Here is a 26912-nt window from a genome sequence, read left to right as displayed (position 1 = left end):
TTCAGTCCTTGGTGACCCGGTTGATTTCTTCAAGGCTGGTGATGCCTTGCATGGCCTTGATCAGCCCGGAAGTACGCAGGTCGTTGAAGCCGTCCTTGCGCATCTGGATATCGATTTCCAGCGAATTGCCTTCGGCCATGATCAGCCGTTGCAGGCCTGCTGAGTTCTTCACCACTTCATAAATCCCCACGCGCCCCTTGTAGCCGCCGTTGCACTGATCGCAACCGACCGGCTCATAGATCGTGAATGTGCCAATCCGTTCCTCTGGGAAGCCTTCCTTGATCAATGCCTCGCGGGGAATATCGATGGGCTTCTTGCACTGGCTGCACAGTTTACGCGCCAGGCGCTGGGCGATGATCAGGCTGACGGACGTCGCGATGTTGAACCCCTGAATGCCCATGTTGTGCAGGCGGGTCAGGGTTTCAGCGGCGCTGTTGGTGTGCAGGGTCGACAGCACCAGGTGCCCGGTCTGGGCGGCCTTGATGGCAATTTCGGCGGTTTCCAGGTCGCGGATCTCGCCGACCATGATCACGTCCGGGTCCTGTCGCAAGAAGGAGCGCAGCGCCTGGGCAAACCCCAAACCCTGCTTGGCGTTGACGTTGACCTGGTTGATGCCTTCCATGTTGATCTCCACCGGGTCTTCGGCGGTGGAGATGTTGATGTCCACGGTGTTGAGAATGTTCAGGCCGGTGTAGAGCGACACGGTCTTGCCCGACCCCGTGGGGCCGGTCACCAGAATCATCCCCTGCGGCTGCTTCAGCGCGGCCATGTAGAGGTCTTTCTGGTCGGGCTCGTAGCCGAGGGCGTCGATGCCCATTTGCGCGCTCGATGGATCAAGGATCCGGATCACCACTTTCTCGCCCCACAGGGTCGGCAGGGTATTGACCCGGAAGTCGATGGACTTGCTCTTCGACAGGCGCATCTTGATCCGCCCGTCCTGGGGTTTGCGCCGCTCGGAGATGTCGAGGCTGGCCATGACTTTCAGGCGGGCGGCGATGCGGTTGGCCAGTTGAATCGGCGGCTTGGCGACTTCACGCAGCATGCCGTCGGTGCGCATCCGCACGCGGTAGGTTTTTTCGTAGGGCTCGAAATGCAGGTCGGAAGAGCCACTCCTGATCGCGTCCAGCAGCATCTTGTGAACGAAGCGCACCACCGGCGCGTCGTCGGCATCCTGTCCGGCGATGGCGTCCTGTTGGTGGTCATCGATCGACTCGATGTCCATGCCATCGAGGTCGACGTCGGCCATGTCTTCCAGTCCGCTGGCATGGCTGTCGAAGAACTTCTCGATGGCATCGCTGAGCTTGTCGTCCTCTACCAGGATGGCTTCGGTGTTCAGCCCGGTGCTGAACTGGATGTCGTTGATGGCCTGGTGATTGGTCGGGTCGCTAACCCCCACGAACAACTTGTTGCCACGCCGCCAGAGGGGCAGGGCGTGGTGCTGGCGAACCAGTTTTTCGCTGACCAGGCCCTTGGGTTGGGTTTCCTTGTCCAGGCAGTTGAGGTCGAGCAGTGCCATGCCGAAATGCTCCGAGGCGATCTCGGCGACCTGGCGGCTTTTCACCAGTTTGTTCTGCACCAGATAACTGACCAGGGAGATTTTATGACGTTGGGCTTGCTGATACGCCTGTTGCGCGCTTTGGTCGGTGAGCAGCTCGGCAAGCACCAATTGCTTGGCCAGACCGCTAAGGGCGATGTCATTCATGGGGATACCGGACACAGACAGTTCATGACTTATAGCCTAGTCAACCGATGACGCCAAACCAGCGCTGCTCTGGTGACAAAAAGTGTCAGATAGTGCGGATCCTGAGGGCAGGACAAGGCCTAGCGTCGTTCTCGCGCCCCGCTAACAGGGGGTAACGGGCTTGGCATGGGCTGTGCTGAGACTGGTTCAGATCATGAGATTTCGACTCATGCATGGAGCTTGTCTATGAGTGCTCAGAAAGGTTTTACGCTTATCGAATTGTTGATCGTGGTGGCGATCATCGGGATTCTGGCGACGTTTGCGTTGCCGGCTTACTCGAAGTATCAGGCCCGGGCGAAAGTGACGGCGGGGTTGGCGGAGATTTCAGCATTGAAGGTTTCGTTTGAAGACCTGATGAATGCCGGCACGGCAGAACCCACCACACTGACGGGCGCCGGCACGACGACGCAGAACTGTGCAATTGCTGTCACCGGCACGGTTGCCTCAGGCGCTGGCACCATTGTCTGCACCCTGCAGAAAGCACCGGCCCCTGTGGCAGGTAAAACCATCACGCTGACTCGCAGCGCCACTGCAGGCTGGTCATGCGCGACCGGCGTGACAGCCGATTACGCACCGCCTGGTTGCACAGCCTCTGCAACTTAATGCTGAAAACGGCTAGATAGAAGAATGCCCCGTCGTCGGATGGGGCATTTTTTTTTGGGGGAAACTCCCAATTCGCTGCGCTTCTTGGTGAGATTTGGAAAACCTCACAAATTCATGGCCTTAGGCCCACGTTAAAACCTGCAACTTGCATGTAGAGAATGGCGAAGTCATGCAATTTGCATGATTCCGAAAATCAGTCGATTTTTTAAGTTGTTGATTTGTAAGGGGTTAGTAACTGTTTCAAAGTTGGCACAGCGTTCGCACTATACCCAGTAACCCTGCTGACAAGACACGCAGCAGACTTTATGAAAAAACAGGAGTTACTCGTATGAAGAAGTTCGCTATCGCTGCCGCTACTGCTACCGCGCTGACCCTGACCATGGCCAACGCTGCATTCGCTCAAACCCAGGCTACCCAAGCCCCAATGGTGCTGGCTGCCGGTGAAGTGACCAAGGCTAAAGAAGCCACTTCCGATACGTGGATCACCACCAAAGTCAAAGCTGACCTGGTAACCGAAAAAGGCATCCCTGGTACCGATATCAAGGTTGAAACCAACAAAGGTGTTGTATCCCTGTCGTCCACCGTCGCGGTGACTGACGCTCAGAAAGCCACCGCCGTGGCCATCGCCAAGAAAATCAAAGGCGTCCAGGCGGTCTCCGCTGACGGCCTGAAAGCCGAGTAAGGCAAGACTTCTCGCCTGAACGGGAGAAGGCGCGGTAGACGAGCCGAGTCATGCGTCTGCCGCCACTTGAGAGTTCATGCGACGGCTACAAGGATGTGGCCATTACAGGCCCCTGACATTCGTGTCCGGGGCCTGTTCTATTCTGGGCCACCACAAAACCAAACTGTAGGAGCCGGCTTGCTGCGGGCTGCGTTCCGACGATTGCGGTGTGTCAGTAAACAGTTTCGTCGACTGACACACCGCAATCGTCGGAACGCCGCCCGCAGCAAGCCGGCTCCTACAGAGGGCCTGTGTGTCAGTTTCCGCGCTTGCTGGTGATCTGCTTCAAGCGATTGCCTTCAAACCGCAGGTATTGATACATCCCGCCATTGGGCCCGTAGGTCCATTCCTCGACCTGGAATTCTTCCCGGCGGTTGGCGCTGCGCTTGTAGCCCAACAGGTCTCGACTGACCGGCTCTCCACACTTCTGCAGGACTTCGCTGGACCGGTCGCCGACGCTGACCAACTGACTGCCGCAGCGCAGGGTATCGGCGGCCGAGGCCTGACTGGCCGCCATTGCCAGTGTCAGGCTGATCAGCAATCGCCTGATCATCACTCGGCATCCAGGTGCAACGGCGTTACCACCCGACCGTCACTTTCTGCTTCGCCGAGGCTGGCATCGATGAAGTACACGCGGTCATCGGCCAACTGACCCTTGTCGACCAGATAATCCTTGATGCTGCTGGCGCGATCCTGGCCCAGCTGGCGCAAGAGCACGTCGCTGGTGCTCCAGAACTTGATCACGTCTGCGCGCATTTTTGCGGTGCGTTCTTCCTTGCCCAGGTCCTTCCATTCGGCGGGTGGCTGGGTTTTCAGGCGGGTGCGGTAGATGCCTTCCAGCAGCGGACCTTTCTCGCCGTCCGGTACTTGCAGCAACGAGGCCTGCGCCGGCACTTTGTCGCCGCGACGCTGGAGCATTTTGTAGTAGTTGTACTGGTATTCCCGTTCCAGGCGTTGCTCGGCGATCAGCGGGCCATCGCTGCTGGCGGCAGCGGTGCCTTCGATCTCCAGGCGCAGGGCCGGACGTTCCTTGAGTGCATTGGACAGTTTGACCAGCGAACCCTCGGCGTCCTTGCTCAGATCGCTCGAGCCCGGCGCGAACGACACCGTACCCAAGTCTTCCGAACCACCACTGACCAGCCCGCCAATCATTTTGAACGGTGCGGCAGCAGCTTTGACGATCAGGTTACGCAGGGTCTGCCAGACAATCGGCATGATGCTGAACTGCGGATTGTTGAGGTCGCCGCTCACCGGCAGTTCGATGGAAATCTTGCCGTCGACATCCTTGAGCAGGGCAATCGCCAGTTTCAGCGGCAGGCTGACAGCGTCGGGGCTGTCGACCTTTTCACCCAGTTGCAATTGCTCGACAACCACTTTGTTTTCAGCCTTGAGCTGGCCTTTGGTAATCAGGTAATGCAGGTCGAGGTTGAGTCGACCCTTGCGGATACGGTAGCCGGCGAACTTGCCGGAGTAGGGCGTCAGCGTGGTCAGTTCCACCCGTTTGAAACTGGTGGCGATGTCGAGGCGGGCCATCGGGTCGAACGGGTTGACCGAACCTTTGATGGTCACCGGCGCGTAGCGATCGACCTTGCCCTTGATGTCGACGGTCGCCGGTTTCGCCTGACGGCTGTCGATGGTGCCGATCTGGCCGTTGAGCTGTTGCACGGCGGTGGCGAAGTTCGGGGTCAGGCTGAAGTCGGCGAAGTTGGCCGAACCGTCATTGATGGCAATGCCACCGATGTGAATGCCCAGCGGTTTGTCCTTGCTGACGGGTTTGGCCGCAGCGGTTTTTGCGCCGGAATCGGGCGGTTGCGGGATCAGCAGGTCATCGATGTTGGTGGTGCGGTCATCGTTGATCATGAAACGCACGTAGGGCTGGAACAGGTTGACCTTGTCGATGGACAGGCTGTCGCCGTGCTGATAATTCAGGCCTTCGACCACCACCTGCTGCCACTTGAGAAAGTCGCGGGTTTTCAGGGTGTCGAGGGTGTGCAGTTGATCGATCTGCGCCCGTCCTGTGACGCTGAACGCCAACGGCTCGGTGCTTTTCAGGTTGACCGCCAGATCGCTGCCGAGCATGCCGCTGCGCAGTTCAAGGCGAATGAACGGGGTGATGTAGGACTGGGCGACCCGCAGGTCGATGTCCTTGGTCTGCACGTTCAATTTGGCGCTGACGGGAGCGAGATTGACCTCGCCCTCGGCGGTGATCTTGCCTTGTTTGCCCACGCCGGTGTCGAGCTTGAGGGTAAAAGGCGAGCCATTGAGGCTGTCGAAATTTTGCAGGTCCAGGTTCAGCGGGGTCAGGTCCAGCGTCACGGCGGGTTGCGTTTTGCGGTCAGCCAGGTGTACCTGGTAATCGCGCAACTGCACATCTTTCAACAGCACTTGCCAAGGTTTGCTTGGCGCGGCGGGTGTTTCCGGCGAGTCGGCGGCCGCTGGCGTGCTGGCCGGTTCGGCTTTGGCTTTGGCGGCGGCCTTGGACGGTTGGCTGGCGAACAGCTTCTGCCAGTCGAGTTGCCCGTCGGCTTCCAGTGCTGCCCAGGTTTCCAGTTTGTTGCTGCGGATCTTGCCGACGACAACTTGTTGTTTGGCCAGATCAACCGTGGTGTCGGTGATGTCCAGTCGCGCGAGTTTCGCCAGAGGTCGACCGTCCGGAGCCTTGATCGCGAAGGGCGCTACGCTAACTGCGACGTTGTTCAGCAGCAGCTCGGTTTCCTTGGACAGGTTGAGTTTGTAGTCGGTGCTCAGGTTCAGCACGCCGTTTTCCAGCACCAGCGGCAACGCGTCACGCACATAGGGCCAAAAGGTTTTCATCTGTCCGTCGGTGATTTTCAGCTTACCTTCGGAGGCGATCGGGATGAGGCTGAAGTTACCGGTCCAGTCGATCTGCCCACCGTTCGGGCCGATGGCCACAAGGGTCATGTCGGCATTGTCATCGGGCAGAGTGCTGAGGTTGTTCAGCTCGAAATCGAGTTTGTCGTAGAGGAACTCGATGGCTTCGCTGGGACGGTCATCCTTGAAGTGCAGGGCGCCGCCGACCAGTTTGATCCGCTCTACGCGCAGCGGAAACGGTTTGGCGTCCGGGTCGGCCGGCGTCGGCTCGCTCGCCGGCAGTTTGAACAGACCAAGCAAGTTGAGTTTGCCGTCCTTGCCGAAAAGGATTTCGGTCTTTGGCTTGTCCAGTTCGATATCGGACAGGTGCAGCGCCTTGGTCCAGAGGCTGTCGATCTGCAGGTTGGCGTAAAGCCGTTCGAAACCGACCTGTTCCTTGCCCGGTTCGCCGATGATCAGGCCCCAAAGGGTGACTTCCAGGCTGAACGGGTTGAGTTCGATTCGCTGAATAGTGGCGGGCGTCGTCGCGTAGTTGGCCAGTTGCTGGTTGGCCACCCGCAATGCGATGCCCGGTAAAATCAGAAACCCCAGCAGGCTGTAGAGGGCCAGAGCAGTCAACAAGGCGCCGATAGCGCGGATCAATCCTTTGGGCATGTGCGGCTTCATCTGTCTGAATCGGAGTGCCTTGGAGTATGGCACGCCAATCCGGTTCCGAAGTAATCGCTCAGCCCAGGATTTTTCAGATTTATCTCACGTGATTCAGAGCTGCAGGATCAGTGTTTTCAGCGGCGGCTGTTGATCCATGGACGGGAAATCGGCGCCCGGTTTCATCACAGTCCATTCGCGCACCGGGCGGCCGGCCTTCTCGGCGCAGCGCAAAACCTGTTCGCGCCAGTCGTCCATGCTGACTTTTGCCAGGTTGTTGCAGCAGATCAGCACGCCATTGTCGGCGGTGGTCAGCAGCGCGGGCTTGAGCAGGCTCTGGTAGTCGCGCAGCAGGTCGACGGTGCCGAAAGCGCTCTTGGCCCAGGCCGGTGGGTCCAGCAAAACCAGATCGTATTGACGTTGTTCCAGGCGTTGATAGCTCGGCAGTTTCTGCCCGCGACGCTGGCTGATGGGCAGGCCGGCGAGTTGGCGAATGGCCGGGAAATAATCGGACTGGATGAATTGCATGGTCGGCAATTGCGGATTGAGCAGACCGTTTTCGCGACCGACCGCCAGGTTGCCCTCGGCGAAGTCCAGGTTGCACACCTCGCTCGCGCCACCGGCCGCAGCGCTCAGGCCGACGCCGCAGGTGTAGGCAAACAGGTTCAGCACGCTTTTGTTCTTGCTGTGATCCTTGACCCAGCCGCGGGTGTTGCGCAGGTCGAGAAACAGCAGCGGATCCTGGCCGGCGTGGCGGCCGCGAACCCGGTAATTCAGGCCCCATTCGTGACCGACCAAGTCTTGCAGGGCGGCTTCGTCGGCGCGGTAGACCGTGTCTTCACGGTCGATGCGCGAGTTGCCCCTGGAGCGGTCGTTGTAGACCAGCAGGGTATCGAGGCCCAGATGTTGGTTGATCGTTTCATGCACTTGCAGCAGGGCGTCGCGCTCCAGCGCCTGATGAAAGCTCTGCACCAACAACTGTGGGCCGTAGCGGTCGATGGTCAGGCCGCCGGCGCCTTCCTGGCTGCCGTGGAACAGGCGATAGCAATCGGTGCCTTGCTGATGCAGTTCGGCAAGCAGGTCCTGGCGATGTTCGAGGGCGGCGCACAGCGCCTGATTCAAGGAAGACATGCTGGGCGCCTTGCAGGGGAGGGAATTTGGCGCGGGAGTTTAACAGCTTGCGCACGAGAGGACTTGTAGGAGCGAGGCTTGCCCGCGAAGAATGCCGCACGGTCTGGCGGATACACCGCGTTATCGTTCTTCGCGGGCAAGCCTCGCTCCTACAAGGGGATCAGGTTGGTAGTCCCATCCGTCGCTTCGCCCGATGCACCGAGCCATTACGCACGGCCCAGCGCAGCATCGGTGCGCTGCGGTTGACGCTGGCGCGGATCAGTTTGCGTTGCAGGGCACTTTGGCGCACACCGAGCATGTCGCTGGCCCAATCCGGCAGCAGGTCAATGCCTGCCTGCATCATCAACCCACCGAACGGCTTGGCCAGACGGCTCGGGGAGGGTGCGTTCAACAACAGTCTCAGCACCTCGCGACTGCGCTCGTCGCACAGCAATTGCGGACGAATGCGCTCAAGGTATTCGGCCGTTTCCTGTCGCGAACGCGGTACGTCACGCGCGCCCAGGCGTTCGGCGACCAAGGCGATTTCATCGTAGTAACGGTCCTGATCGGCCAGCGAAAGGTGTGGGTTGCGATAACGCAAATGCGCCGCGAGGAAGTTGCTGACTTCGGCCACGTGCACCCAGGTCAACAAGTCGGGATCACTGGCGGCGTAAGGCCGGCCATCCGGCGCGGTGCCGGTCACTTGCAGGTGGATGGTGCGGACTTTCTCGATCAGCCAGTCGGCATCTTTGCGCGAGCCGAAGGTGGTGCCGGAAATGAACTGCCCGGTGCGGCGCAGGCGACCGAGCATGTCCTCGCGAAAATTCGAATGGTCCCAGACCCCGGCCAGCGCCAAGGGGTGCAGGGCTTGCAGCATCAACGCGCTGATGCCGCCGATGAGCATGCTGCTGAAGTCGCCGTGAACTTGCCAACTGACCGAATCAGGGCCGAACAGGCCGGGATCACCCTTGGGGTTTTCCAGGTCGAGCTTGCCGAGGGACAGGCCGGTGAGGCTCATGACCTGGGTTTCGATGCGGCTGCGGATGAATTCCATGGCGACTCATTGCTGAAAAAAAGGGGAGCGCCAATCTCCCCCTGTAGGAGCCGGCTTGCTGCGGGCGGCGTTCCGACGATAGCGGTGTGTCATTCAACATTTTTGTCGATTGATACGCCGCAATCGTCGGAACGCCGCCCGCAGCAAGCCGGCTCCTACAAGGGCAAGGCGTGCACACGTTATTGGTTCAAGCGTTTATCCACCAGATCCTGAACCACGCTCGGGTCGGCCAACGTCGAGGTGTCGCCCAGGCTGTCCAGCTCATTACAGGCGATCTTGCGCAGAATCCGTCGCATGATCTTGCCCGAACGGGTTTTCGGCAAGGCCGGGGCCCACTGGATCAGGTCCGGTTTGGCAAAACTGCCGATTTCCTTGCTGACGTGGGCCAGCAATTCCTTCTTCAGTTCATCGGTGGGGTCGGTACCGTTCATGGGCGTGACAAAGGCATAGATGCCCTGGCCTTTGACGTCGTGAGGGTAACCGACCACCGCCGCTTCGGCGATGCTGTCGTGCAGCACCAGCGCGCTTTCCACTTCGGCGGTGCCGATGCGGTGGCCGGAAACGTTGATCACGTCGTCAATGCGCCCGGTGATCCAGTAATCGCCGTCCTCGTCGCGCCGCGCGCCGTCGCCGGTGAAATAGTAGCCAGGGTAGGGTTTGAAATAGGTGTCGACCATCCGTTGCGGATCGCCGTAGACACTGCGGATCTGCGCCGGCCAGCTGGATTTGATCGCCAGCACGCCGCTGCCGGCGCCTTTGATTTCCTTGCCCACTTCGTCGAGCAACACCGGCTGCACCCCGAACATCGGTTGCGTGGCGCAGCCGGGTTTGATCCGCTGTGCGCTCACCAGCGGGCTGAGCATGATGCCGCCGGTTTCGGTCTGCCACCAGGTGTCAACGATCGGGCAACGCTGTTCGCCGACGACGTTGAAATACCAATCCCACGCTTCCGGGTTGATCGGCTCACCGACGCTGCCGAGTAATCTGAGGCTCGCGCGGGACGTTTCCTTCAGCGGTTCGGGGCCTTCGCGCATCAGCGAGCGCAGGGCGGTGGGGGCGGTGTAGAAGATGTTCACGTGGTGCTTGTCGATCACCTGCCAGAAGCGCGAACTGCTCGGGTAGCTCGGCACGCCCTCGAAGATCAGCGTGGTCGCGCCGTTGGCCAGCGGGCCGTAGACGATGTAACTGTGGCCGGTGACCCAGCCGACATCGGCGGTGCACCAGAAGACTTCGTTGTCGCGGTAGTCGAGCACGTATTTGAAGGTCATCGCCGCTTGCAGCAAGTAACCGCCGGTGGTGTGCAACACGCCTTTGGGTTTGCCGGTGCTGCCGGAGGTGTAGAGGATGAACAGCGGATCTTCGGCGTCCATGGGTTCCGGCGGGCAATTGTCGTCGACGTCGCGCAGGGCCTGGTGATACCAGAGGTCGCGGCCTTCGACCCAGTCGACATCGCCTTGGGTGCGCTCGACCACGATCACGGTGCTGACGTTCGGGCAACTTTTCAGCGCCTGGTCGACTTTCTGCTTGAGCTGTACGAATTTGCCGCCGCGCACGCCTTCATCGGCGGTGATCACGGTGCGGCAGTCGGCATCGAGAATGCGGTCGCGCACCGAGTCCGGGGAGAAACCGCCAAACACCACCGAATGCACCGCACCGATTCGCGTGCAGGCGAGCATGGCGTAGGCGGCTTCGGGGATCATCGGCATGTAAATGCACACGCGGTCACCTTTCTTCACGCCACGGCTTTTGAGCACATTGGCCAGGCGGCAGACGTTGTGATGCAGTTTTTTGTAAGTGATCTGGGCCGATTCGGCGGGGTCATCGCCTTCCCAGAGGATTGCGATCTGATCGCCGCGTTTTTCCAGGTGGCGGTCGATGCAGTTGTAGCTGACGTTTAATTTTCCGCCGGCAAACCAGCTGGCTTCGCCGGTTTTCAGGTCATAGCGCTGGACGGTTTTCCACGGTGTGCTCCAGTCGAGGAAGCGTGTGGCCTGTTCAGCCCAGAATTCACTGGGGTGCTCGATGGATTGACGGTACAGGCGCTTGTAGTCGTCTTGACTGAGGTGTGCGGCCCGGCGGACGGCATCGGCTTTGGGGAACGTGCTGATATCGAACATGACGGTTCCTTCTTCTTGTTTTTGCGACAAGAGGGGAGCTACGCGACCCTCGTAGGAGCCGGCTTGCTGGCGATAGCGGCGTATCAGTCGACAAAAATGTTGAATGACACACCGCTATCGCCAGCAAGCCGGCTCCTACAAGGTTAGTACCGTCTGTAGGAGTGGCGTCAGATTAACCGCGGTGACGACCGCGGAAATAGTTGATCAGCCCTTGGGTGGAAGCATCGTCAGCCGGGGTTTCTTCGCTGCCGACCAGACGGTTGTAGACGCCTTTGCCCAGCTCTTTGCCCAGCTCCACGCCCCACTGGTCGAAGGCGTTGATGCCCCAGATCACGCTTTGCACGAAGACTTTGTGTTCGTACATCGCCACCAGTGCGCCGAGACGACGCGGGCTGATGCGTTCGACCACCAGGGTGTTGCTCGGACGGTTGCCCGGGATCACCTTGTGCGGCGCGAGTTTCTGCACGTCGGCTTCGGCCATGCCTTTGTCACGCAGCTCGGATTCGGCCTCGGCGCGGGTCTTGCCGAGCATCAGTGCCTGGCTTTGCGACAGGCAGTTGGCGTACAGCCACTGGTGGTGATCGGACACCGGGTTGAAGCTGACGATCGGCACAATGAAGTCGGCCGGAATCAGTTGGGTGCCTTGGTGCAGCAACTGGTGATATGCGTGCTGACCGTTGCAGCCCACGCCACCCCAGATCACCGGACCGGTATCAGTGGACACCGGCGTGCCGTCCTGGCGCACGCTCTTGCCGTTGGATTCCATGTCCAGCTGTTGCAAGTGTTTGGTGATGTTGCGCAGGTAGTGGTCGTACGGCAGGATCGCGTGGCTTTGCGCGCCCCAGAAGTTGCCGTACCAGACACCGAGCAACGCCAGCAGCACCGGCATGTTCTGTTCGAATGGCGCGCTCTGGAAATGCTGGTCCATGGTGTAGGCACCGGACAGCAGTTCCTTGAAGTTCGACATGCCGATGGCCAGGGCAATCGGCAAACCGATGGCCGACCACAGCGAATAACGGCCGCCGACCCAATCCCACATCGGGAAGATGTTTTCTTCGCGGATACCGAACGCCACGGCGGCGGCGTTGTTGCTCGAGACCGCGATGAAGTGACGATACAGCTCGGCTTCCGAACCACCTTGAGCCAGGTACCAGGCGCGAGCGGCCTGGGCGTTTTTCAGGGTTTCGAGGGTGTTGAAGGACTTCGACGAAACGATAAACAGCGTGGTCTCGGCGCGCAGCTTCATGGTCAGTTCATGAAGCTCGGTGCCGTCGATGTTCGCCAGGTAATGGCAGCGCACGCCTTTCTGGGCGTAGGACAGCAGGGCTTCGGATACCAGCTCTGGGCCGAGGAACGAGCCACCGATGCCGATGTTCACCACGTCGGTGATCGGCTTCTCGGTGTAACCGCGCCACAGACCGTCGTGGATACGGCCCACGAGGTCGGTGATCTTGTTCAAGACCTTGTGTACTTCGGGCATCACGTTGACGCCGTTGACCGACAGCTTCTCGCCCACTGGGCGGCGCAGCGCGGTGTGCAGGGCCGGGCGTCCTTCGGAGGAGTTGACGATTTCGCCTTCGAACAGCGCCTTGATCGCGCCCTTGAGGTCAACTTCATTGGCCAGGCCCACCAGCAGATTGCGGGTCTCGGCGTTGATCAGGTTCTTCGAGTAGTCGAGAAACAGGCCGCAGCTGCTGAGGGTGAATTGGGTAAAGCGCTGCGGATCGGCATTGAAGGCTTCGCGCATGCTGAAATCCTGCATGGCTTGGCGGTGGTCATTCAGCGCCTGCCAGGCGGGCAGAGCGGTCACGTCTTGAGGAGTGCGGTAGTACGCCATCGCTGCGGGTTTCCTTTTTACTTGAACGGCCTTTTGAACACTAAAAATCCCGGAGCGCCGTGGGTGGGCGTCCGGTCAACTGCGTCGACACGATTTCATGGCACAGGGCGAATACAGTAAACCTCGCGCTGCGATCTGTCTTGACTTTGTCTGACCCGTTCCCGGTACTTTTTTGTACATGAAGCAGGGAACGGTCCGACAAACGGAAGAGAAGGTTCGGTCAGGCGACCTGAACCGGAATGGCATTGCTGGTGTGGCTCAGCTCGTTACCCGGTGCCATGTAGAGCATGCGCGGCTTGAAGTTGAGCAGCTCGGCTTCGCTGTAGTGAGCGTAAGCACAGATGATCACACGGTCACCGACCTTGGCCTTGTGGGCGGCGGCGCCATTGACCGAGATCATGCGCGAGCCTTCTTCGCCACGAATGGCGTAGGTGGTGAAGCGTTCGCCGTTGTCGACGTTGTAGATCTGGATCTGTTCGTATTCACGGATGCCGGACAAGTCCAGCCATTCGCCGTCGATGGCGCAAGAACCTTCGTAATCGAGTACTGCGTGGGTGACTTCGGCGCGATGCAGCTTGGCCTTGAGCATGATGGCGTGCATGAGTGTTTTCCCAGGTCGGAATCGAACGGCGGGCAGTTTGCCCGAAGCGATTGTGGGCAGCAATACAGCGGCGAGGCAACGCAACTCCCTGTAGGAGCGAAGCTTGCTCGCGAAGGCGCCGTGTCAGTCGATGCAGATGTCGAATGACGCGATGCTTTCGCGAGCAAGCTTCGCTCCTACAGAGGGGTTGTGGTGTTCAGACGGGTGCGTCGAGGTTCAGGTGCAGGTTGTCGATCAACCGCGTGGTGCCGAGGAACGCTGCCACCAGAATCACCAGGTCCCGATCTTCCGCCGTCGCCGGGCGCAAGGTCAGCGCATGGCGGATTTCCAGGTAGTCGGTGCGCAAACCCGCAGCTTCAAGCTGTTTGGTCTGTGCGGCGATCAACGCCGGAAAATCGCGCTCACCCTGTTTAATGGCATCAGCAATCGAGGTCAGCGTGCGATACACAACCGGCGCCACGGCCCGCTGTTCTTCACTGAGAAAGCCGTTGCGCGATGACAATGCCAGCCCATCGGCCGCACGGACCGTCGGCTCGCCGATGATCTGGATCGGCATGTTCAGGTCATGCACCAGCGCGCGAATCACGGCCAGTTGCTGGAAATCTTTCTGGCCAAAGATCGCCAGGTCCGGCTGAACCATGTTGAACAGTTTGCTGACCACCGTCGCCACGCCTTCGAAATGCCCCGGACGGCTGGCGCCGCACAGGCCTTCGGACAGTTGTGGAACGCTGACGCGGGTCTGGCCGGTCATGCCGTCGGGGTACATTTCTTCTACGGCGGGCGCGAACAACAAGTGGCAACCGGCCTCGAGCAGTTGTTCCTGGTCCGCTGCCAGGGTGCGCGGGTACTTGTCGAGGTCTTCGCCGGCGCCGAATTGCAGCGGGTTGACGAAAATACTCGCGACCACGAAGTCCGCCCGCTGGGAGGCCTTGGTAATCAGCGCGATATGACCGCTGTGCAGGTTGCCCATGGTCGGTACGAAGGCGATGCGCTTGCCTTCACTGCGGGCGCGGGCCACGGCGGCCCGCAATTCGCGTACGGTTTTTACGGTGTTCATGCAGAGAATCCGTGTTCGATACCAGGGAAAGTCGCCGCTTTGACTTCAGTGACATAAGCGCTCAGGGCCGCGTGAATGCTGGTTTGGCCGTTCATGAAGTTCTTCACGAACTTTGGCACTCGGCCAGTGATCGACAGGCCGAGCATGTCGTGCAGCACCAGGACCTGGCCGTCGGTACCGCTGCCGGCACCGATGCCGATCACCGGAATCCCCACTGCCTGGGTGATTTCCTGAGCCAGTTCGCTCGGCACGCATTCGAGCAGCAGCATGGCGGCACCGGCCTGTTCCAGGGCGATGGCGTCGGCGCGCATCTGCCGTGCCTGGTTCTCGCTACGGCCCTGGACTTTGTAACCGCCCAGAATGTTCACCGATTGCGGCGTCAGGCCCATGTGCGCGCACACCGGGATGCCGCGCTCGGCCAGCAGACGGATCGAGTCCGCCAGCCACAGCGCACCTTCGACCTTGACCATGTGTGCACCGGCCTGCATCAACTGGGCGCTGTTGGTCATGGTTTGTTCGATAGTGGCGTAGGCCATGAAGGGCAGGTCGGCGAGGATAAACGCGTCGGTGTTACCGCGTTTGACTGCGGCGACGTGGTAAGCCATCTCGGCGGTGGTCACCGGCAGGGTGCTGTCGTGACCTTGCAGAACCATGCCGAGGGAGTCGCCCACCAGCAGCACTTCGACGCCAGCTTCATTGCAGGCGTGGGCGAAGGTCGCGTCATAGCAGGTCAGCATGGTGATTTTTTCACCTTTTTGCTTGAGACCTTGCAGAGTGGTCAGGGTGATGGCTGGCATGAAAAGTTCCTCATTCAGGCGCTGTGGAAACTACTGCGAGTAACGCGCGTGATTCTTCGTTAAATACAGGCGCACGGTCTGTTGTCGTGCTTTTAAGGCCTGGATTGCGCCCTTTAACGCCGTGTTGGCGGCAGCGGGACGCCTATAGTCGTGAGGAGAACTCGGGAAGTCAATTGCGTGTGTTACCGCATTGTTACGCGTGGGGTGTTACCGAAGTAACTGATGCGATTCAGCAGCCGCAATCTAGCGGGGCATTAGATTTTGTAGGAGCGAAGCTTGCTCGCGAAAGCGGTGTGACATTCAATATTTATGTCGACTGTTACACCGCTTTCGCGAGCAAGCTTCGCTCCTACAGGGGGATGGCGGAGGTCAGGGCAAGCGTTCCAACCCGACGAACGGGCAGGCCTGAAGCAGTTCGGCCAAGGTACGGCCATCGGCCAACCGCAAATCCACCGGCGCCAATTCGGCCAACGGGTACAGAACGAACGCGCGTTCCTGCATATGGTAGTGGGGCACTTTGAGGCGTGGCTCGTCGATCAGCCGATCACCGAACAGCAGGATGTCGAGATCAAGCGTGCGTGGCCCCCAGCGCTCAAGACGCTCGCGACCCTGTCCGTTCTCGATGGCTTGCAGCGCATCGAGCAGCTCCAGCGGGGCAAGCGTGCTGTCGAGGGCGGCCACTGCGTTGGTGTAACGCGGTTGGCCAGGCAGCAGCGAGTCGCTCTGATAAAACCCGGAAACCCCGACCAGTTCGGTCTGCGGCAACCGCGCCAGCGCTTCGACGGCGCTGCGCAATTGTTCGGCGGGGTCAGCCAGGTTGCTGCCCATGCCGATGTAGATGCGTTCCATGCTTACTCGCCCGTGGTGCTCGGTGCGCCGGCTGCACGTTTGCGCTTGGCACCGCCGCTGCGGCGACGTTTGCGTGGTGCGCCAGTGCCGTCTTCCTTGCCGCTGAGGTCGCGGATCATGTCACGACGTTCGCTGTCGTTGGCGTCCTGATAATCCGTCCACCATTCGCCCAGGCCATCGGTCTGTTCGCCAGCGCTTTCGCGCAGCAGCAAAAAGTCGTAACCGGCGCGGAAGCGCGGGTTGTCCAGCAACAGGTCGGCGCGTTTGCCGCTGCGGCGCGGCAGGCGTTCCTGCATGTCCCAGATCTCGCGGATCGGCATGGTGAAGCGTTTTGGAATCGCGATCCGCTGGCACTGTTCGGCAATCAGCTCGTGCGCCGCTTCCTGCATCGCCGGAATCGGCGGCATGCCACGTTCCTGCAAGCGCAGCACGCGGGCGGGCAGGGCAGGCCACAGCAGGGCTGCAAACAGGAACGCCGGGGTCACCGGTTTGTTCTGCTTGATGCGCAGGTCGGTGTTGATCAGCGCTTCGCTGATCAGGGTGTGGGTGTACGTCGGGTTGTATTCCAGCGCCTCGGCACTGGCCGGGAACAGCGGATCGAACAGCTGCAGGTCGACCAGCATCTCGAAGGTGTCCGCGGCGTGGCCGGAGAGGAACAGCTTGAGCACTTCTTCGAACAGACGGGCCGACGGGATCTCGCGCAGCATCGGTGCCAGGTCGCGGATCGGCAGGGCGCTGTGTTTTTCGATGCCGAAATTCAGCTTGGCGGCGAAACGCACGGCGCGCAGCATCCGCACCGGGTCTTCCTGGTAGCGTTGTTTCGGATCGCCGATCAGGCGGATCAGGTGGTTGCGGATGTCGTGTACGCCGTTGGCGTAGTCGAGGATGCGCTCGCTGACCGGATCGTAATACAGGGCGTTGATGGTGAAGTCGCGGCGTTGCGCGTCCTCTTCCAGCGTGCCGTAGACGTTATCGCGCAGAATGCGCCCGCTCTCGTTGCGGGAAGACTGGTTGCTGTCTTCCTCTTCATCGTTTTGCGGGTGATTGGCGCGGAAGGTCGCGACTTCAATGATTTCGCGGCCAAAGTGGATATGCACCAGTTTGAAGCGGCGGCCGATGATCCGCGCATTGCGGAATTCGGCGCGCACCTGTTCAGGGGTGGCACTGGTGGCGACGTCAAAGTCTTTTGGTGTGATGCCGAGCATCATGTCACGCACACAACCGCCGACCAGGTAAGCCTGGTAACCGGCGTTCTGCAGGCGTTCGACGATATTCACCGCGTAACGGCTGAATTGTGCCTTTTGCAGCGAGTGTTGGCCGCTGTTAAGCACTTCAGGCGTGCTGCGGATGTGTTGCGTATGACGCTTGGGAGAACGGAATGACTGGAACAGCTTCTTCAGCATGGGATGCACTGTTTGAAGGAATGTTCGGCCAAAACGAAGAATGACCGCATGATGGGCGGGGATTCTAGCATTTAGTCGGGGGATGGTGTAGGAAGCTGCGCAAGCGCTTGAAGGGCGTGTCTGGCACGGGCGTAAACGCCAGAAACTACAAGGGGAGCCGAAGCTCCCCAAGAAGTAGTTGCATGTTCTATTTTTGTTATTGGTTTCGGGCTTCTTGTTTTTGTTGAGTGCCCGCGTCATGAAGTTTTCCTTCATGACCCTCCCAATCGGGAGCCAAGAGCAAACGGATTGCTTTGGTCGCTGTGCTGCAGTGATCTTGCGATCCAACCAGTTCAGGCTCTGTCTCAAGACAGTTTTTTGTTGTTCTCGGCCTGGTCGTGGGGCAAGCCCCAAATACAACGCCTCTCCAAAAGAATCAGTTAGCTACGCCTCATGCCGTCTTGTTTTTATTGTGCGTGAGTCGATACGTCTTATTTTTATTGTCTTGTACATTGCTTGTTATTGTTCTTGTACCAAACATATAGCAGGGTGCGTGCCAACTTTTGCGAAGCCTAGCAAAACAAGGGGTTACGTCACTTGATGGGCTTTTTCGAGGCCAAAAAAAACCGGGGCTTCGTTACCGTAAGCCCCGGTTTCTGTTACGTGAAAAAACTGGGGTAACAGTTTCTTCACACAATCATGTGTTACCCGCTCAGCTCTCGCTGGCCACCCCGGTCTTGCGCCGCGGAATGCCCAGGCGTTGGCGGCGTTCCCACAGGCATTTACGGCTGACGCCCAGTTTGCGTGCCAGCTCGGTTTCGGTCATGTGGTCCTGATGTTCGAGGACGAAGTGCTGGAAGTAGTCCTCCAGTGACAGGTCTTCGGTCGGCTCATGATTGTTGTTGCCGGCGCCGTTGCCCTGTTGCGGGGGCAGGCCGATGAACTCGTCGTCTTCCAGGTCGCTCAGTTCAATGTCGATGCCCAGCAGCTCGGCGGAAATTTCCGGGCTCTCGCACAGGATGACCGCGCGTTCCACCGCGTTTTCCAGTTCGCGCACGTTGCCCGGCCAGGAGTAATGACGAATTGCCTGCTCGGCGTCCGCGGCGAACTTCAGGTCGGTGCGGTTGACCCGCGCGCTCTGCCGCGCCAGGAAGGCATTGGCGATTTCGTTGACGTCGGCACCGCGCTCACGCAGGGCCGGCAGTTTCAGGGCGATCACGTGGAGGCGGTAATACAAGTCTTCACGGAACTGGCCGATCTTCGCCAGGCTCTTGAGATCCCGGTGAGTCGCGGCGATCAGGCGCACATCGACTTTCTGCGACTGGACCGAACCGACCCGGCGAATTTCGCCTTCCTGCAACACGCGCAGCAAGCGGGCCTGGGCTTCCAGTGGCAGTTCGCCGATTTCGTCGAGGAACAAAGTGCCGCCATCAGCCGCTTCCACCAGGCCTGCACGCCCGGCGCTGGCACCGGTGAACGCGCCTTTTTCGTGGCCGAACAGTTCGGACTCGATCAGGCTTTCCGGAATCGCCGCGCAGTTCACCGAAATCATCGGTGCCTTGGCGCGCCTGGACAGGTTGTGCAGGGCGCGGGCCACCAGTTCTTTACCGGTACCGGACTCGCCCTGGATCAGGACATTGGAATCGGTCGGCGCGACTTTGCGGATCTTGCTGTACAGATCCTGCATCGGCGGGCACGAACCGATGATGCCGATTTCGCCGTTGCTGTTGTCGACACCCGGTTTCGCCGCGCCATTGCCGGCTTTGCCGACGGCAGGTTCACCGCTGGCCTGTACCGATTGCCGGTCACGCAGGATGCGTGCGACAGCCTGGAGCATTTCGTCGTGGTCGAAAGGCTTGGCGATGTAATCCACCGCGCCCATCTTCATGGAGTCGACCGCCGAACGCAGGCTGGCGTAGCTGGTCATGATCAGCACCGGCGTGCCCTGGCCGAGTTTGATCAACTCGGTGCCCGGCGCGCCAGGCAAACGCAGGTCGCTGACGATCAGGTCGAACGTGGGAATGGTGAAGCGTTCTTGTGCTTCCTGCACTGAACCGGCTTCGCTGACCTGGTACTGGTTACGTTCCAGCAGGCGGCGCAAGGCGGAGCGGATAATTGTTTCGTCTTCGACGATCAAAATGTGCGGCATTGATTCGATACTCTCGACGGTCTCAGTTCACAGCGGACGTCGCTTCGACATGACGCGGCAAGGTCACCCGGATACGGGTGCCGCGTTGGCTTTGAACATCAGCCGGGCTGTCGATGGTGATTTGTCCATAATGCTCTTCAACGATGGAATAGACCAGTGCAAGGCCCAGACCGGTGCCTTCGCCAGGATCCTTGGTGGTGAAGAAAGGTTCGAACAATCTATCCATGATGCTCGATGGAATACCGCTGCCTTCGTCTTCCACGATCAGGTCGACCGTGTGTTCGCCGGCTTCGCTTTTTACCCGCACCGCGCTGCCGGGAGGCGAGGCGTCACGGGCGTTTGAGAGCAGGTTGATCAGTACCTGGGCGAGTCGCTGCGGATCGCCTTCGACCCAGTGATCGGGGTCGCACAGGTTGTAGAACTGCACTTCGAAATTGCGTCGGTTCAGGGCCAGCAAACCAATGGCGTCCTGGGCCACTTCGGCCAGACAGACGGGCTCGTCGTTGTGCTGATGACTGCCTGCGTGGGCGAAACTCATCAGCGACTGGACGATGCGCGATACGCGTTTGGTCTGTTCCAGAATCTGCCCGCTGATTTCCTTCAGCTCGCCATCGTCTTCGCGTTCTTCGCGCAGGTTCTGCGCCAGGCAAGCGATGCCGGTGATCGGGTTGCCGATTTCATGGGCCACGCCGGCAGCCAGTCGACCAATGCTGGCCAGACGCTCGGAGTGCACCAGCTTGTCTTCGAGCATCTGCGTTTCGGTGAGGTCTTCCACCAGCAATACCAAACCACTGTTGCCCGGCGCGAGCGGTTCGTCGATCGCCGCTTTGTGCAGGTTCAGCCAGCGGGTCTGGCCATCAAGGGCCAGATGTTGCTTGTGCAAATGCTCGTCCGGCAGATTGATGAAGCCTTGCAGCAGCTCTTTCCACGGATCGGCGATGGTGCTCAGGCGCGAACCGACCACGCGCTGCGCGGCAATTCCGGTCAGCTCCTCCATGGCTTTGTTCCACATGAGGATTTCCTGATCCTTGGCCAGCGAGCAAACGCCCATCGGCAATTCCTGCAGGGTCTGGCGGTGATAGCGGCGCAGGGCGTCGAGTTCGGCAGCCAGGCCGGTCAGGCGCGAGTGGTAATCCTCGAGGCGGCTTTCGATGAAGTGAATGTCTTCGGTGACGTAGTTTTCGCCGCCGGCCTTATAAGGCAGGAAGGTCTCGACCATGTCCTGCGCCACGCTCGGGCCCATCAGGCCGGAGAGGTTGGCTTCGATCCGGTCGCGCAAGCGGCGCAAGGCGTAAGGCCGGCGCTCGTCGAACGGCAGGTAGAGATCGCGCAGCGCTTGTTCGACTTCTTTCTGCGCTGCCTTGGCGCCCAAGGGTTTGGCCAGTTGCGTGGCGAATTCCTGAGGCGAGGCGGCGTGCAACTCCCGACGTTGCGGGCGACGCACGTTGTCCACGGCGCAAGCTTCGGCGGCGCTGGCTTCCTCGGGGCTGGCGTTGGTGAACAGCGAAATCAGGGTGAACATCAGCACGTTGGCGGCCAACGAGGCGATTGCGGCCATGTGCCAGCTGGTATCGTCCAGCACGTAGATCATGTTCAACAGCGGGATATAGAACCCTTGCAGGTTGCCGACCAGCGGCAACAGCATGGTCACCAGCCACACCAGAATCCCTGCCAGCAAACCGGCGATGAAGCCACGGCGGTTGGCGGTCGGCCAGTACAGGACGGACAGCACGCCCGGCAGGAACTGCAACGTCGCCACAAACGCGACGATGCCGAGGTTGGCCAGGTCTTGCTCTGCGCCCAGCAGCAGATAGAAGCCGTAACCGGCCATGATGATCGCGACGATCAGCGCCCGACGTGTCCACTTCAACCAGCGGTAGATGTTGCCTTCGGCCGGTGGCTGATAGAGCGGCAGCACCAGGTGGTTCAGCGCCATCCCGGACAGGGCCAGGGTGGTGACGATGATCAGCCCGCTGGCGGCCGATAGCCCGCCGACATACGCCAGCAGCGCCAAGGCTTTGCTGTTGGCGGCAATACCGATGCCCAGCGTGAAGTATTCCGGATTGGTCGTGGCCCCCAGTTTCAGGCCGGCCCAGAGAATCAGCGGCACCGCCAGGCTCATCAACAGCAGGAACAACGGCAAGCCCCAGCTCGCGCTGACCAGCGAGCGCGGGTTGAGGTTTTCGGTAAAGGTCATGTGGTACATGTGCGGCATCACAATCGCCGAGGCGAAGAACACCAGCAACAGCGTGCGCCACGGGCCTTCCTGCAAAGGCGTGTGCAGCGCGGCGAGGGCGGTCTGGTTTTGCAGCAGCCACAGTTCCAGCTGTTGCGGGCCGTCGAATACGCCGTACAGCGCATACAAACCAACGCCGCCAATGGCGATCAGCTTGATCACCGACTCGAAGGCAATGGCAAACACCAGGCCTTCGTGTTTCTCGCGGGTGGCGATGTGGCGCGAGCCGAAGAAAATCGTGAACAGCGTAATCAGCGCGCAAAAGCTCAGCGCCACGCGATGCTGCACCGGTTCGCGGGTGAGGATACCGATGGAGTCCGCCACGGCCTGAATCTGCAGGGCCAGCAACGGCAGCACGCCGATCAGCATGAAGATCGTGGTCAGTGCGCCGGCCCAGGTACTGCGAAAGCGAAACGCGAACAGGTCGGCCAGCGACGACAGTTGATACGTGCGGGTGATCTTCAGGATCGGATACAGCAACACCGGCGCGAGCAGAAATGCCCCGGAAACCCCAAGGTAGCTGGAGAGAAAGCCGTAGCCGTACTGATAGGCCAGGCCCACCGTGCCGTAAAACGCCCAGGCACTGGCGTAAACGCCCAGCGACAGGGTGTAAGTCAGGGGGTGGCGAATGATCGCCCGGGGGATCATGCCCCGTTCGCTGATCCAGGCGACGCCGAACAGCACCGCCAGGTACGCGGCGCTGATCAGGATCATCTGGGTCAGGCTAAAGCTCATCGGCATCTTTTTGGCTCTGCAGGATGAAGGTCACGACGATCAGAATCAGCCAGAGCAGATACGGGCGATACCAGGCGCCAGTGGCGTCGATCCACCAATCCATGATGGCCGGGGAAAACAGGTAAATCCCCACTACCAGGAGCAGGACCAAGCGATAGATGTACATCCCGGCCTCTCTTTTTTATGCGCGTGCCCGAAAACGTGCGGCGATGGTAACGGATGGGCGCGCCACTGCAAGTCTGATCACTGTAGTTGCGCTTCGGGCAGGTTGAGTGTGCGCGGGATCTTCAGCGCGTCCCAGTGGGCAATGCCCCAGTTCAGCACTTCCCGTGGTGTGGCGTACGCCAGCTCTGTGCCGGGATTTTGCCCGAGTGCGCGCAATGCGCGCAGCAACAACGGTGTTGCCTGGTCTTCGGTCAGCGGCGGCGAACGGTAGGACTTGCCGAGCTTGTTGCCGTCAGGCTGGGTAATCAGCGGGATGTGCAGATAGCGCGGTTGCGAAAAACCCAGCAGTTCCTGCAGATAGAGCTGACGTGGCGTGGAGTCCAGCAGGTCGGCGCCACGGACGATGTCGGTGATGCCTTGCCAGGCATCATCGAGCACCACCGCCAGTTGATAGGCGTAGAGCCCGTCGCGGCGGCGGATCACGAAATCACCAACGTCCCGGCCCAAGTGTTGGCGGTACTCGCCCTGCACGCGGTCGATGAAGTGGTATTCCAGCTCAGGCACGCGCAAGCGAATGGCGGCATCTTCAGTGCCATGGCCCGCATTGCGACACAAACCCGGATAAATGCCGTGATACGGCTCCAGTTGTTTGCGCGAGCACGTGCAAGCGTAGGCCAGGCCGTGATTGAACAGGCGATTGAGCACTTCGGCGTAGGCGTCGTGCCGGTCGCTCTGTCGGACCATTTCGCCGTCCCACTCGAAACCGTAGCTTTCCAGCGCCTTGAGAATGGCCGCTTGGGCACCGGGTTCTTCCCGTGGCGGATCGAGGTCTTCCATGCGCATCAACCAGCGCCCGCCCACCGAGCGCGCGTCGAGGTACGAGGCCAGCGCTGCGACCAGCGAACCGAAATGCAGATGGCCGCTTGGCGTGGGGGCGAAGCGTCCGATATAGGCGGGGGCGATGGCGGTCATAAGGCGATTTCAGGCTGTCCAATCGTTTCGAGCATGGCTTGAAGCCGCCTTCGTCGGATCGCCGCCCGGAGCAAACTTCGCTCCTACAAAGGCCGGCGCAATCTCCTGTAGGAGCGAAGCTTGCTCGCGAAGGCGATTCCGAAGACGCAATAAACATCAGCAAATATCAGAAACAAAAACGGAGCGTTCGCACGCTCCGTTCTTCGTTCAAGTCGCAATTACTTGCCGACTTGCTTTTCCTTGATTTCCGCCAGGGTCTTGCAGTCAACGCACATGTCGGCGGTAGGGCGTGCTTCCAGTCGCTTGACGCCGATCTCGACGCCGCAGGACTCGCACCAGCCATATTCTTCGTCTTCGATCAATTGCAGCGTCTTGTCGATCTTCTTGATCAACTTGCGCTCGCGGTCACGGGCGCGCAATTCAAGGCTGAATTCTTCTTCCTGGCTGGCACGGTCTGCCGGGTCAGGGAAGTTGGCCGCCTCGTCTTTCATGTGATCAACCGTGCGGTCGACTTCCTGCATCAAGTCCTGTTTCCACTTGTTCAGGATCTTGGTGAAGTGAGCGCGCATGGGTTTGCCCATGTACTCCTCGCCCTTTACTTCTTTGTAGGGTTCGAAGCCGCTGATCGACTGATTTTGCTGCTTTGCTTGGGTGGGCATGAAATGGACCGCCTCTACTCTTGTAATCCATCTGCGCAGGATTGCTCCATCACCGACACCTGCCGGCCCTGCGGCTGCAAGCGGGCGAACTTACCAGATCAAATCGGGCCGCGCTACTCCCGGATGTCGAGGTAGTGGCCCGAAGGGCTTGCAAATGATTGCAAAGCCTTGACCGGTGGTGCTGGAGACCTGATCAATTAATGATTTTAGTCAAACCTTGCGCACTCGCATGGGTCGTTTGTGGCCAAGGTCTTAACGCGTCTGACCGCTTTAGGTTCTCGCTCGTTCCTGCGCTTGGGTAGAATCGGTTTTTTTACCCTGTTGAAGGAAGGCTCATGGCTCAGTCCTACAGTGCCCGCAGTCGCGCGATCGAACCGTTCCATGTCATGGCGCTGCTGGCGCGGGCCAATGAACTGCAAGCTGCCGGCCACGATGTGATCCACCTGGAAATCGGCGAACCGGATTTCACCACCGCCGAGCCGATCATCCAGGCCGGCCAGGCCGCACTGACGGCGGGGAAAACCCGCTACACCGCCGCCCGTGGCATTCCCGAGCTGCGTGAGGCCATTTCCAGCTTCTATCAGCAGCGTTACGGTTTGAGCATCGATCCGCGGCGAATCCTCATCACCCCCGGCGGTTCCGGCGCGTTGCTGCTGGCCAGTGCCTTGCTGGTAGATCCGGGCAAGCACTGGCTGCTGGCGGACCCGGGTTACCCCTGCAACCGGCATTTCCTGCGGTTGGTGGAAGGCGCGGCGCAGCTTGTTCCTGTCGGTCCGGAGGTGCGTTACCAACTGACACCGGACTTGATCGACCGTCATTGGGATCACGACAGCGTCGGCGCGCTGGTGGCGTCGCCGGCCAACCCGACCGGGACCCTCCTGACCCGCGATGAGCTGGCGGGCCTGTCGACCGCGATCAAGGCGCGGCATGGCCATCTGGTGGTGGACGAGATCTATCACGGCCTGACTTACGGCACCGATGCCACCAGCGTGCTGGAAGTCGATGACAGCGCCTTCGTACTGAATAGTTTTTCAAAGTATTTCGGCATGACCGGCTGGCGACTCGGTTGGCTGGTGGCGCCGGAAGCGGCGGTCGGTGAACTGGAAAAACTCGCACAGAACCTCTACATCAGCGCCCCGAGCATGGCGCAGCATGCCGCACTGGCCTGTTTCGAGCCTGCGACCATCGCCATTCTTGAAGAGCGTCGCGCCGAGTTTGGTCGGCGCCGGGATTATCTGCTGCCCGCACTGCGGGAGTTGGGTTTCGGCATCGCCGTTGAGCCCGAAGGTGCATTCTATTTGTATGCCGATATCAGCAAGTTCGGCGGCGATGCCTTCGCGTTCTGCCGGCATTTCCTTGAAACCGAGCACGTGGCGATTACGCCGGGCCTCGACTTCGGGCGTTTTCAGGCCGGCCACCACGTGCGATTTGCCTACACCCAAAGCCTTCCGCGTTTGCAGGAAGCGGTCGAACGCATCGCTCGCGGCTTGAAGAGCTGGCAAGGCTGATGCGGTTCAATCCTCCCCTCGAAGAAGGTCGACTGATCCGACGTTACAAGCGTTTTCTCGCCGATATCGAAACCGTTCACGGCGAGTTGCTGACCATTCACTGCCCGAACACCGGCTCGATGCTCAATTGTCAGGTGGAGGGCGGGCAGGTCTGGTTCAGTCGCTCCAATGATCCCAAGCGCAAATTACCCGGCACTTGGGAAATCGGCGAGACCCCTCAAGGTCGCTTGTTCTGCGTGAACACCGGGCGCGCCAACGGTTTGATTGAGGAAGCACTGCGGGGCGGCGTCATTACTGAGCTCAACGGCTTCACTGAACTGAAACGCGAAGTGGCCTACGGGCAGGAGAACAGTCGCATCGACTTTCGCCTCGATTACCCGAGCGGGCCGGCGTATGTGGAAGTCAAAAGTGTCACGTTGGGCTTCGATGGCTCATCGGTGGCGGCGTTTCCCGATGCGGTCACCCAGCGTGGTGCCAAGCATTTGCGGGAACTGGCGCATCTGGCGCGGGATGGGATTCGTGCGGTGCAGTTGTATTGCGTGAACCTCACCGGCATCGATGCCGTGCGTCCTGCTGAGGAAATCGATTCGGCCTACGCGGCCGCTTTGCGAGAAGCGGTGGCGTGCGGTGTTGAAGTCCTGGCTTACGGCGTGCGGTTGACCCACGAGGAAATGCGGGTCGAGCGGCGTCTGGAGGTGTTGCTCAACGGTTAGAGGCTGACCCAGATTCCTTGAGCGTCTTCGCGACATTCAATGGTGGTCAGGGATTGCCCGGCACATGGGCCGGCGACGCACTCGCCATCTTCGATCAGGAACAGTGCGCCGTGGGTGGCGCACTGGATCAGGCTGTTGCTGGGGTCGAGAAACCGATCGGGTGTCCATTCCAGCCCGACGCCACGGTGCGGGCAACGGTTGATATAGACATAGACCTGACCGTTCCGGCGTACGGCGAAAAGCTTCTTGCCGTCGATCTCGAAACCGCGGCTGCTGGATTCGGCCAGCTCAGCGCCTGCGCAAAGAAACTTCATGTCTATCCTCAAGTGCGGCGGCTCGTGACTGGATATGTCCGAGCTTGACGTTCAAATGCAAACAATTATCAAATGGCCGCTTCGCCCGTCGGGTGCAGGTGCCGGATGCCGAGGA

At 60.1% G+C, this 26912-nt stretch carries 22 protein-coding genes; 4 read left to right on the top strand and 18 right to left on the bottom strand.

Annotation, left to right across the window (positions count from 1 at the left end; all coding sequences use genetic code 11):
- Window position 1 precedes the first annotated feature (1 nt).
- Entirely contained in the window at window positions 2–1702 is a 1701-nt protein-coding gene (gene pilB, locus ACM6IO_RS04095) for a type IV-A pilus assembly ATPase PilB (RefSeq protein WP_414910999.1), read from the bottom strand.
- A 225-nt stretch (window positions 1703–1927) separates the two neighbouring features.
- On the opposite strand from pilB, the gene ACM6IO_RS04090 reads away from it, so the two are divergent.
- Window positions 1928–2344 (top strand): pilin, encoded by a 417-nt coding sequence (locus ACM6IO_RS04090; RefSeq protein WP_008033203.1) that lies wholly within the window; start codon window positions 1928–1930, stop codon window positions 2342–2344.
- Between the two features lie 328 nt (window positions 2345–2672).
- Complete coding sequence (locus ACM6IO_RS04085) at window positions 2673–3026, top strand: BON domain-containing protein (protein ID WP_223481778.1); 354 nt, start codon at window positions 2673–2675, stop codon at window positions 3024–3026.
- Window positions 3027–3321: 295 nt separating this feature from the next.
- On the opposite strand, the gene ACM6IO_RS04080 is transcribed toward ACM6IO_RS04085, so the two are convergent.
- The 16 genes from ACM6IO_RS04080 to dksA all read right to left on the bottom strand — a co-directional run bounded on the left by ACM6IO_RS04080 (window position 3322) and on the right by dksA (window position 24262).
- Window positions 3322–3618: a DUF2845 domain-containing protein gene (locus ACM6IO_RS04080; RefSeq protein ID WP_192419982.1), complete on the bottom strand. Its 297-nt coding sequence runs from the start codon at window positions 3616–3618 to the stop codon at window positions 3322–3324.
- Window positions 3618–6551 (bottom strand): DUF748 domain-containing protein, encoded by a 2934-nt coding sequence (locus ACM6IO_RS04075; RefSeq protein ID WP_414910998.1) that lies wholly within the window; start codon window positions 6549–6551, stop codon window positions 3618–3620. The genes ACM6IO_RS04080 and ACM6IO_RS04075 overlap by 1 nt, the downstream gene beginning before the upstream one ends.
- A gap of 105 nt (window positions 6552–6656) precedes the next feature.
- The gene (locus tag ACM6IO_RS04070) at window positions 6657–7673 is read right to left on the bottom strand and encodes a class I SAM-dependent rRNA methyltransferase (protein ID WP_008033195.1); all 1017 of its coding nucleotides are present in this window, start codon (window positions 7671–7673) and stop codon (window positions 6657–6659) included.
- 160 nt (window positions 7674–7833) lie between these two features.
- On the bottom strand, window positions 7834–8706 hold the full coding sequence (locus tag ACM6IO_RS04065) for an oxygenase MpaB family protein (protein ID WP_008042829.1): 873 nt from the start codon (window positions 8704–8706) through the stop codon (window positions 7834–7836).
- Between the two features lie 179 nt (window positions 8707–8885).
- Complete coding sequence (gene acs / locus ACM6IO_RS04060) at window positions 8886–10823, bottom strand: acetate--CoA ligase (RefSeq protein WP_008033192.1); 1938 nt, start codon at window positions 10821–10823, stop codon at window positions 8886–8888.
- Window positions 10824–10995: 172 nt separating this feature from the next.
- Window positions 10996–12660, bottom strand: a complete 1665-nt coding sequence (gene pgi / locus ACM6IO_RS04055) for a glucose-6-phosphate isomerase (RefSeq protein ID WP_008033191.1) — start codon at window positions 12658–12660, stop codon at window positions 10996–10998.
- Between the two features lie 220 nt (window positions 12661–12880).
- Window positions 12881–13261, bottom strand: a complete 381-nt coding sequence (gene panD / locus ACM6IO_RS04050) for an aspartate 1-decarboxylase (RefSeq protein WP_003228271.1) — start codon at window positions 13259–13261, stop codon at window positions 12881–12883.
- A 196-nt stretch (window positions 13262–13457) separates the two neighbouring features.
- The gene (panC, locus tag ACM6IO_RS04045) at window positions 13458–14318 is read right to left on the bottom strand and encodes a pantoate--beta-alanine ligase (protein ID WP_414910997.1); all 861 of its coding nucleotides are present in this window, start codon (window positions 14316–14318) and stop codon (window positions 13458–13460) included.
- A complete protein-coding gene (panB, locus tag ACM6IO_RS04040) occupies window positions 14315–15115 on the bottom strand; it encodes a 3-methyl-2-oxobutanoate hydroxymethyltransferase (RefSeq protein ID WP_008033189.1) in 801 nt (266 codons plus the stop codon). The genes panC and panB overlap by 4 nt, the downstream gene beginning before the upstream one ends.
- A gap of 369 nt (window positions 15116–15484) precedes the next feature.
- Window positions 15485–15964: a 2-amino-4-hydroxy-6-hydroxymethyldihydropteridine diphosphokinase gene (gene folK, locus ACM6IO_RS04035; protein WP_414910996.1), complete on the bottom strand. Its 480-nt coding sequence runs from the start codon at window positions 15962–15964 to the stop codon at window positions 15485–15487.
- A 2-nt stretch (window positions 15965–15966) separates the two neighbouring features.
- Window positions 15967–17367 carry a polynucleotide adenylyltransferase PcnB gene (locus tag ACM6IO_RS04030; RefSeq protein ID WP_008033187.1) on the bottom strand — a complete coding sequence of 467 codons (1401 nt, stop codon included), beginning with the start codon at window positions 17365–17367 and terminating at the stop codon, window positions 15967–15969.
- 691 nt (window positions 17368–18058) lie between these two features.
- Window positions 18059–19495, bottom strand: coding sequence for a sigma-54-dependent transcriptional regulator (locus ACM6IO_RS04025; protein ID WP_008036379.1), 1437 nt, complete (start codon window positions 19493–19495; stop codon window positions 18059–18061).
- 22 nt (window positions 19496–19517) lie between these two features.
- Window positions 19518–22472, bottom strand: coding sequence for a sensor histidine kinase (locus tag ACM6IO_RS04020; protein WP_008033180.1), 2955 nt, complete (start codon window positions 22470–22472; stop codon window positions 19518–19520).
- On the bottom strand, window positions 22456–22632 hold the full coding sequence (locus ACM6IO_RS04015; protein ID WP_003176118.1) for a hypothetical protein: 177 nt from the start codon (window positions 22630–22632) through the stop codon (window positions 22456–22458). The genes ACM6IO_RS04020 and ACM6IO_RS04015 overlap by 17 nt, the downstream gene beginning before the upstream one ends.
- A 77-nt stretch (window positions 22633–22709) precedes the next feature.
- Window positions 22710–23603, bottom strand: coding sequence for a tRNA glutamyl-Q(34) synthetase GluQRS (gluQRS, locus tag ACM6IO_RS04010; protein ID WP_008036380.1), 894 nt, complete (start codon window positions 23601–23603; stop codon window positions 22710–22712).
- 218 nt (window positions 23604–23821) lie between these two features.
- Window positions 23822–24262, bottom strand: coding sequence for an RNA polymerase-binding protein DksA (gene dksA / locus ACM6IO_RS04005; protein ID WP_007902025.1), 441 nt, complete (start codon window positions 24260–24262; stop codon window positions 23822–23824).
- Window positions 24263–24597: 335 nt separating this feature from the next.
- Between dksA and ACM6IO_RS04000 the strand changes: the two genes are divergently transcribed.
- The gene (locus ACM6IO_RS04000) at window positions 24598–25770 is read left to right on the top strand and encodes a pyridoxal phosphate-dependent aminotransferase (protein WP_414910995.1); all 1173 of its coding nucleotides are present in this window, start codon (window positions 24598–24600) and stop codon (window positions 25768–25770) included.
- On the top strand, window positions 25770–26483 hold the full coding sequence (gene sfsA / locus ACM6IO_RS03995) for a DNA/RNA nuclease SfsA (protein WP_008036383.1): 714 nt from the start codon (window positions 25770–25772) through the stop codon (window positions 26481–26483). The genes ACM6IO_RS04000 and sfsA overlap by 1 nt, the downstream gene beginning before the upstream one ends.
- On the opposite strand, the gene ACM6IO_RS03990 is transcribed toward sfsA, so the two are convergent.
- Window positions 26480–26797, bottom strand: coding sequence for a Rieske (2Fe-2S) protein (locus tag ACM6IO_RS03990; protein ID WP_414910994.1), 318 nt, complete (start codon window positions 26795–26797; stop codon window positions 26480–26482). The genes sfsA and ACM6IO_RS03990 overlap by 4 nt on opposite strands.
- Window positions 26798–26912 lie beyond the last annotated feature (115 nt).

The sequence above is a fragment of the Pseudomonas sp. IT-P44 genome (genome assembly GCF_949768225.1).
Lineage (GTDB): Bacteria > Pseudomonadota > Gammaproteobacteria > Pseudomonadales > Pseudomonadaceae > Aquipseudomonas > Aquipseudomonas migulae.
Note: the sequence above shows the minus strand (reverse complement) of the source record. Positions and strands in the feature narration are given on the sequence as shown.

What these genes read in the sequence shown, in the direction of transcription:
- ACM6IO_RS04090 (WP_008033203.1), top strand. Translation starts at nt 1,928, where the DNA reads ATGAGTGCTCAGAAAGGTTTTACGCTTATCGAATTGTTGATCGTGGTG.
- panC (WP_414910997.1), bottom strand. Translation starts at nt 14,318, where the DNA reads ATGAACACCGTAAAAACCGTACGCGAATTGCGGGCCGCCGTGGCCCGC.
- ACM6IO_RS04030 (WP_008033187.1), bottom strand. Translation starts at nt 17,367, where the DNA reads ATGCTGAAGAAGCTGTTCCAGTCATTCCGTTCTCCCAAGCGTCATACG.
- dksA (WP_007902025.1), bottom strand. Translation starts at nt 24,262, where the DNA reads ATGCCCACCCAAGCAAAGCAGCAAAATCAGTCGATCAGCGGCTTCGAA.
- ACM6IO_RS04015 (WP_003176118.1), bottom strand. Translation starts at nt 22,632, where the DNA reads ATGTACATCTATCGCTTGGTCCTGCTCCTGGTAGTGGGGATTTACCTG.
- ACM6IO_RS04080 (WP_192419982.1), bottom strand. Translation starts at nt 3,618, where the DNA reads ATGATCAGGCGATTGCTGATCAGCCTGACACTGGCAATGGCGGCCAGT.
- pgi (WP_008033191.1), bottom strand. Translation starts at nt 12,660, where the DNA reads ATGGCGTACTACCGCACTCCTCAAGACGTGACCGCTCTGCCCGCCTGG.
- gluQRS (WP_008036380.1), bottom strand. Translation starts at nt 23,603, where the DNA reads ATGACCGCCATCGCCCCCGCCTATATCGGACGCTTCGCCCCCACGCCA.
- acs (WP_008033192.1), bottom strand. Translation starts at nt 10,823, where the DNA reads ATGTTCGATATCAGCACGTTCCCCAAAGCCGATGCCGTCCGCCGGGCC.
- ACM6IO_RS04020 (WP_008033180.1), bottom strand. Translation starts at nt 22,472, where the DNA reads ATGCCGATGAGCTTTAGCCTGACCCAGATGATCCTGATCAGCGCCGCG.
- pilB (WP_414910999.1), bottom strand. Translation starts at nt 1,702, where the DNA reads ATGAATGACATCGCCCTTAGCGGTCTGGCCAAGCAATTGGTGCTTGCC.
- ACM6IO_RS04065 (WP_008042829.1), bottom strand. Translation starts at nt 8,706, where the DNA reads ATGGAATTCATCCGCAGCCGCATCGAAACCCAGGTCATGAGCCTCACC.
- ACM6IO_RS03990 (WP_414910994.1), bottom strand. Translation starts at nt 26,797, where the DNA reads ATGAAGTTTCTTTGCGCAGGCGCTGAGCTGGCCGAATCCAGCAGCCGC.
- panB (WP_008033189.1), bottom strand. Translation starts at nt 15,115, where the DNA reads ATGCCAGCCATCACCCTGACCACTCTGCAAGGTCTCAAGCAAAAAGGT.
- sfsA (WP_008036383.1), top strand. Translation starts at nt 25,770, where the DNA reads ATGCGGTTCAATCCTCCCCTCGAAGAAGGTCGACTGATCCGACGTTAC.
- ACM6IO_RS04085 (WP_223481778.1), top strand. Translation starts at nt 2,673, where the DNA reads ATGAAGAAGTTCGCTATCGCTGCCGCTACTGCTACCGCGCTGACCCTG.
- ACM6IO_RS04075 (WP_414910998.1), bottom strand. Translation starts at nt 6,551, where the DNA reads ATGCCCAAAGGATTGATCCGCGCTATCGGCGCCTTGTTGACTGCTCTG.
- ACM6IO_RS04025 (WP_008036379.1), bottom strand. Translation starts at nt 19,495, where the DNA reads ATGCCGCACATTTTGATCGTCGAAGACGAAACAATTATCCGCTCCGCC.
- panD (WP_003228271.1), bottom strand. Translation starts at nt 13,261, where the DNA reads ATGCACGCCATCATGCTCAAGGCCAAGCTGCATCGCGCCGAAGTCACC.
- ACM6IO_RS04000 (WP_414910995.1), top strand. Translation starts at nt 24,598, where the DNA reads ATGGCTCAGTCCTACAGTGCCCGCAGTCGCGCGATCGAACCGTTCCAT.
- folK (WP_414910996.1), bottom strand. Translation starts at nt 15,964, where the DNA reads ATGGAACGCATCTACATCGGCATGGGCAGCAACCTGGCTGACCCCGCC.
- ACM6IO_RS04070 (WP_008033195.1), bottom strand. Translation starts at nt 7,673, where the DNA reads ATGTCTTCCTTGAATCAGGCGCTGTGCGCCGCCCTCGAACATCGCCAG.